The following is a 6,504-nucleotide window of genomic DNA, read 5'->3' on the forward strand; positions in this document are numbered from 1 at the left end:
TTACCTCTAAAATTAATATTGTCCATTTAAACTCACTCCTTTCTCGCATCTTCATTTGCTATATGTTCCTTCTTCAAGAAAACCGCATCGTAGTTTAAGTACATTTTTTCTCAATATTCACATTAATTTTAACATAAATATCCAATGAAAAATCACCTCTATGAAAAACAAAAGAGGTGATTTTTATCAAACTTTATTACAAATTATCAATCTTTATTATAAACATTTTGCATTTGTTTATCATTTGACAGTAAAGAGCTAAAATTTATATGCTCCACAATTTTATCTAATGACATCCCATCATTCATAAAGTTAAAATTGATAAGCTTCAACCTTATGTCCATCTCGACCAATTGTAGTCTTTGCCTGTGATAGTGAATTTAAAATGGCTTCCTCTGTTGCTTCTGCAGCAGCTGCAAATAATTGATTCATGATAGGATGATCCTCACGTAGCTGCGTAAGTGTTTCAACAAGCTCAGCTGATGTATGAGCGATATGATGTGCTGTTGTAAAGCCAATAACAATATCTCCGCTGCCATGTGAAAAATGACTACCTGTACGTCCTAGACCGATACCACAGCGTTTAATGACACGTGTCAATTGACGACTACTAAGCGGAGCATCTGTGGCAAGTACGATGATAATGGAGCCATCTGTCGGAGATAATGTCGATTCACTTTGAACATTTGAAGCAAGGTATTGATGTGCTAAAAACTCTGAGCTTTGCCCGAAATTACTAAGGACCATACATCCTACCGTATAGTTCGTTGATTGATATGTCACGATTCGGGAAGATGAGCCAATCCCACCTTTATAGCCAAAGCACATCATTCCTTTTCCCGCTCCCACTGCCCCTTCCTCTGAAGTTTCATTTGACGCCTTACGAATTGCCTCTATAGCATGCTCTGGTGTGATAGGACATTCTCGAATGGAGTTTAAATAACTATCATTACACTCCCCAACTACTATATTAATAGTTCCTGTCGAATGGCCAATTTCACTATTTGTATCTAACATAAATTGCAGCGTTCCCTGAGTTACAGCTGGAACGCCAAATGTATTCGTTAACATAATTGGTGATTCAATAACTCCAAGCTCATTCACCTGTACGAGCCCTGTCGTTTTCCCAAAGCCATTTATCACATAGCTTGCAGCAGTAACCTTTTGCTGAAATAAATTGCCTTCATGCGGTAAAATCGCAGTTACTCCTGTGCAAGCATAAGCACCATCTTGATTAATTTCTTCGTCAAGCGTTACATGACCAACACGTACACCAGCTACATCGGTAATACAGTTTTTCTCACCAGTTGGTAACGTTCCAATGACGATTCCTATTTCTCGTAATTTTTTTGGCATATTAGTCCCCCTTATGAATCGCCATATTTACAGCAGCTTGTGCATGTAAAACTGTCGTATCAAAAACAGGTACGTTCACATCTTCCTGTTTAATAAGTAATCCAATCTCTGTACAGCCTAAGATAATTCCTTGTGCTCCCGATTGCACAAGGTTCCCAATCACCTGTAAATAATAGTCCTTCGATGCTTGTTCAATTTTGCCCAAGCATAATTCTTCATAGATGATACGATTGACCTCAGCACGCTCGTCAGCAAGTGGAACAAGCACTTCAATGCCAAATTCCTCCACTCTAGCTCGATAGAAATCTTGCTCCATCGTGTACTTTGTCCCAAGAAGGGCAACTTTCTGTAAACTAGCTTTTTCTATTTGATTTGCTGTCGCATCGGCAATATGTAAAATCGGAATTGTGATCTTTTCCATAATGATATCAATAACCTTGTGCATTGTATTTGTACAAATAACAATAAATTCTGCCCCTGCACTCTCCAGAGATTGCGCCGCGTCTGCAAGCACTTGTCCTGCCTTCGACCACTCTCCCTCAGCTTGATAATGCTCGATTTCTTGAAAATCTACACTATACAAAATACATTTTGCTGAATGTAAGCCTCCTAATTGTTGCTTTACCTCTTCATTCATCAGACGATAATATTCGGCAGAAGACTCCCAACTCATACCGCCAATCATGCCAATAGTTTTCACATAAATTCCCCCTTTATTCTACTATTATACTAACTTAAATAAGGGAATTTTCAAAAAAATTTAAACCCTTTTTCCATTTCTTCAGCTTTTCTGTTCAAGAATAGTAAATATCTACTTAATAAGATGGGGATAGAAGTAACAACAAGATTAATACTAATAAAAAAGTAAATACTATCCTTAAAATCAATGCATATCGAATACACAAAGCCTATTAAACCACTAATGATCAATACAACAATAGATAGAAACTTTGGGATTAAAAAAGTGATATTTCCTGCAACTATCATAATCACCATAATCATCACCAGAAAATGCCAATATAAAAGAAAATAAAATGCCATACCTAACCTCCTTTTCATTACAACGTGCATTTTTCTTTCGTATCATTATATTATTTTCACCCTATATAATTTCTACAAAAAAACCATCACTAATATTTATATCGATTGCTATTTTTAACGTATAAATAGGCATCATATGTCCACATCCTAAACAAACATTGGACTAGCAGTATCCGATATTGCATCGCATAAAATTAATATAATTCAGTATTTTCAAAAAGTGGATATATTACAAAAAAACAGTGTAGACTAAAGCGTATTGAGATTGGAGGTAAGCAAAATGGAATGGATATCGAATATTGTAAATGATACTAATAGTATTTTATGGACATATTTCATTATTACATTGTTATTAGCTGCAGGATTGTATTTTTCATTTGGTACAAAGTTTGTGCAAATTCGACTTTTCCCTGAGATGTTTCGTTTAATAGTGGAAAAAAGAGAAGGAGAGTCAGGTGTTTCTCCGTTCCAAGCCTTTACGATTAGCGCAGCCTCACGTGTAGGTACTGGTAATATTACAGGAGTTGCATTAGCAATCGGAGTAGGTGGACCTGGAGCAGTATTTTGGATGTGGATTATCGCCATATTAGGAATGGCAACTGCTTTTATTGAAAGTACGCTTGCACAGGTGTACAAGGTAAAAGATGGTGATACGTTCCGTGGTGGACCAGCTTATTATATGGAAAAAGCATTAGGTCAACGAAAATTAGGAATCATTTTTAGTATTCTTTTAACGTTAAGCTTTGGCTTTATTTTTAATGCGGTACAATCGAATACGATTGCAACTTCTGTAGGTGAGGCATTCCATATTAAGCCTTATATCATTGGTATTATGTTAGTTGTGTTAACTGCCATGATTATTTTTGGTAGCATACATAGAATTGTAAAAGTTACGCAAGTACTTGTACCCGTGATGGCGATTTTCTATTTAGCTGTAGCCCTTTATGTGGTTGTGACGAATCTGTCTGAAATACCTGCCGTTTTTAAGCTGATTTTCACAGAAGCGTTTGGTCTTCGTGAAGCTGCTGGTGGAGCGATTGGGGTTGCTATTATGCAAGGTGTACGTCGTGGTTTATTTTCTAATGAAGCCGGTATGGGTAGTGTTCCTAATGCCGCAGCTACAGCAAATACCTCTCACCCTGCAAAGCAAGGATTAGTGCAAAGCTTAGGTGTATTTTTTGATACAATTATGATTTGTTCTGCAACAGCGTTTATCATTATTTTAGCGGGTCTATATAATACTGGTGAAAGTAATGGAATTATTCTTACACAAAATTCCTTAGCTGTACATGTAGGTGCATGGGCTCCTTACTTCATCGCTATTGCTATTATTTTCTTTGCCTTTAGTTCTATCGTTGGAAACTACTATTACGGTGAATCTAATATTGAGTTTATGAATGCTCATAAAGGCTGGATGTTTGGCTATCGTATTTTAGTTCTTGCTATGGTGATGTTTGGTTCTATTGCAAAAGTACAACTTGTTTGGAACTTAGCAGATCTGTTCATGGGATTAATGGCTATAATAAATATTGCGATCATCATGATACTTGGCAAAATTGCCTTCAGCGTGTTAGACGACTTTACAAGACAACGAAATGCAGGCAAAAACCCTGTTTTTTATGCAAAATCAATCCCATCATTGAAAAATACAGATTGTTGGGAAGAAGATCGATAATTATACAAAAACGCCACTCCTCAACGGAATGGCGTTTTTTGTTATGCCTGATTTTATTAATATTTAAATTGACTAATTAGCTGTTTTAACTCATCTGCCATATGTGCTAGAGCTTGTGCCGAAGCATTAATTTCTTCCATTGAAGCTAGTTGTTCCTCTGTAGAAGCCGCTACATCCTCTGAAGCAGCTGAATTTCCTTTTGCTGAGAAAGCTAAATCCTCTGTAACAGCTGTTACCTCTTGTACACTCGCTGACATTTGTTCAGATGCAGAAGATACCTCTTCCATTTTAGGTGTAATTTTATCCATGCTTGCTTTAATCACTTGGAATTTTGTGATGGCTTCATCCGATACATGTAGACCATTTTGAACATCCTCTGTAACTTTCGCCATGATATTTACTGATTGTTCTGTTTCTAACTGAATACCATGGATTAGTTCAAAAATTTGTTTGGCTGATTCCTGTGATTGCTCCGCCAGCTTTCTTACTTCATCTGCAACCACTGCAAATCCTTTTCCATGCTCCCCTGCTCTTGCCGCCTCAATCGCTGCATTGAGAGCAAGTAAGTTAGTTTGATCTGCAATGCTTGTAATCACATCTAAAATAGATGAAATTTGCTGAGAGCGTTCATGTAATGTTTGAATTTTAATATTTGAATCCGTTACTGATAAATGGATGGATTGCATTTGATCTTTTGTATCTCGGACTGCTTTTCCACCTTCATCTGCTTGTAGCGTTGCATGCTGTGAAAGATCCGTCACAGTAGAAGAAATCTCTGCGATATGAAGAATGGCCGTTGAAAGCTCATGTAACGATTCTGCGTTCTTATTGGCACTAGTCGTTTGTGTGTCTGCACTCGTGGCAACATCTTGAATAGAAATGGCCACCTTTTCTGTGGCAATGCTCGTTTGAGTGGCATTAGCTGTTAGTTCTTCTGCCGACGATGCTACATCTTCAGCATTTTGTTCTATTTTTTGAATAAGTGTCCTTAGATTCTCTTGCATTTCGTTAAAGGCTTGTCCTAGCTGTCCAATCTCGTCATGAGAAGTAATAGTCACTTTCTCTGTTAAATCACCTTTACTAATAGTTACTGCACTATCCTTGAGCGATCTAATCGGTTTTATGATTCCCTTCATAACAAAATAGAAAACAATCGTACTTATGACAATCGCAATAATTAACACGAGTAATGTATGATTTAAAATGGGTAATGCTGATTCGTCAATTTCCTTTGCAAAAATTGTGCCGGTAATTTTCCAATTCGTTAATTCATTCGTTGTAAAGAACATAATACGGTCTTCACCGTCAAAGACATATTCATACGTGCCAGACTTGCTTTCATACATCTTATCGATGAAGTTGTCTTTTAATTCCGTACCTGCTGCTAAAGTAGGATGTGAAATGACCATTCTATTTTCATCAAAAACAGAAGGATATCCATTTTTTCCGATACTGATTGAATCTGCGACTTTTTGAATATCTGTTAATTTAATATCAATAGCTACTACGCCAGATTGATCTTTTACTTGGCGAGCAATGGTAACGACCATTTCCCCAGTTCCTGCATCAACATAAGGATTTGTTATTAAAGTTTCGCCCTTTAAAGCCGTAGCCTCTTTATACCAATCTCTTTCTAAAACATTATAATCCGCGCTATTAGATTTCGGTTCTAGAATTACTTCCCCATCATTCGTTCCAATATAAACGCTTAAAACATTTGGATTCATCTCCATATATTCATGGAAATCTGTTAATATTGCGGCTCCCTTCTGTTCATACTTAGAAGCATCTATTTCCTCGCTAAGAACATTAATGTCGTTTACTTTTTCACTTATGGTTTTATCAATAACCGTATTTAACAAATTTACACTTTCATTTGCACTAAATAATATTTCTTCTTTTATCGAATTTTTAGCCGAAAGATACGCAAAACTACCAACAGTAATAACTGGGATTAGTAAAATAAGAGCAAATAATGTGTAGAGCTTACTCTTAAAGCTTCCAAATAATTTTTTCATGCAACAGTTCTCCTCTTGTCTTCATTAATTCTTAAGATGTGTGTTTTTGTATAATTTTGTGTTTTCTTTTACTGGCACTATACTCGATGATTAAGACTCAAAAAGAATGCCGCTTCCCTATACTGTTCACAACCTACCCTTCTTTTATCGATGAAATTTCACCCTAGGCTTTTATCGGACGAAATCCATAAATTCAAACCCCTTTTTTCATATTGTTGATTTAACTAACATAAGTTCTTCTATTCTGCCATTATTAATAGAGAAATAAGGTAAAAAAATAGAATGACTTGGTCGAACAAGAAAAAGAGAAATCGCTGCTTAATGTGGTACCCAAGTCAAGGACAAACTAAAAAAAGAGATTAAGCAGCTAAGAGATGGTTTCTGTATTGTACAGGAGCCATCCTTTTTAGATTC

Annotated in this window: 5 protein-coding genes; 1 reads left to right on the forward strand and 4 read right to left on the reverse strand. The window is 36.3% G+C overall.

All coding sequences use genetic code 11. From position 1 onward, the window contains the following. Nucleotides 1-312 precede the first annotated feature (312 nt). Genes ACQKMV_RS12435 through ACQKMV_RS12445 form a run of 3 tightly spaced genes read right to left on the reverse strand, consistent with a single transcriptional unit; the run spans nt 313 to nt 2,397 of the window. Entirely contained in the window at nt 313-1,356 is a 1,044-nt protein-coding gene (locus tag ACQKMV_RS12435) for a P1 family peptidase (protein ID WP_427504259.1), read from the reverse strand. 1 nt (nt 1,357) lies between these two features. Further along, nucleotides 1,358-2,056 carry an aspartate/glutamate racemase family protein gene (locus tag ACQKMV_RS12440; protein ID WP_427504260.1) on the reverse strand — a complete coding sequence of 233 codons (699 nt, stop codon included), beginning with the start codon at nt 2,054-2,056 and terminating at the stop codon, nt 1,358-1,360. A 50-nt stretch (nt 2,057-2,106) separates the two neighbouring features. After that, complete coding sequence (locus ACQKMV_RS12445; RefSeq protein ID WP_427504261.1) at nt 2,107-2,397, reverse strand: hypothetical protein; 291 nt, start codon at nt 2,395-2,397, stop codon at nt 2,107-2,109. Nucleotides 2,398-2,677: 280 nt separating this feature from the next. Here ACQKMV_RS12445 and ACQKMV_RS12450 point away from each other — a divergent pair, with 280 nt between their 5' ends. Next, the gene (locus ACQKMV_RS12450; protein ID WP_427504263.1) at nt 2,678-4,072 is read left to right on the forward strand and encodes an alanine/glycine:cation symporter family protein; all 1,395 of its coding nucleotides are present in this window, start codon (nt 2,678-2,680) and stop codon (nt 4,070-4,072) included. Between the two features lie 56 nt (nt 4,073-4,128). Here ACQKMV_RS12450 and ACQKMV_RS12455 read toward each other — a convergent pair whose 3' ends face one another. Then, a complete protein-coding gene (locus ACQKMV_RS12455) occupies nt 4,129-6,090 on the reverse strand; it encodes a methyl-accepting chemotaxis protein (RefSeq protein WP_427504265.1) in 1,962 nt (653 codons plus the stop codon). Between the last annotated feature and the right edge of the window lie 414 nt (nt 6,091-6,504).

It is taken from the genome of Lysinibacillus sp. NPDC094403, from assembly GCF_050278745.1.
Taxonomy (GTDB): Bacteria; Bacillota; Bacilli; order Bacillales_A; family Planococcaceae; genus Lysinibacillus.

Excerpts from the sequence above, each read along its gene's own strand:
- ACQKMV_RS12435 (WP_427504259.1), bottom strand. The coding sequence starts at position 1,356 with ATGCCAAAAAAATTACGAGAAATAGGAATCGTCATTGGAACGTTACCA.
- ACQKMV_RS12445 (WP_427504261.1), bottom strand. The coding sequence starts at position 2,397 with ATGGCATTTTATTTTCTTTTATATTGGCATTTTCTGGTGATGATTATG.
- ACQKMV_RS12450 (WP_427504263.1), top strand. The coding sequence starts at position 2,678 with ATGGAATGGATATCGAATATTGTAAATGATACTAATAGTATTTTATGG.
- ACQKMV_RS12455 (WP_427504265.1), bottom strand. The coding sequence starts at position 6,090 with ATGAAAAAATTATTTGGAAGCTTTAAGAGTAAGCTCTACACATTATTT.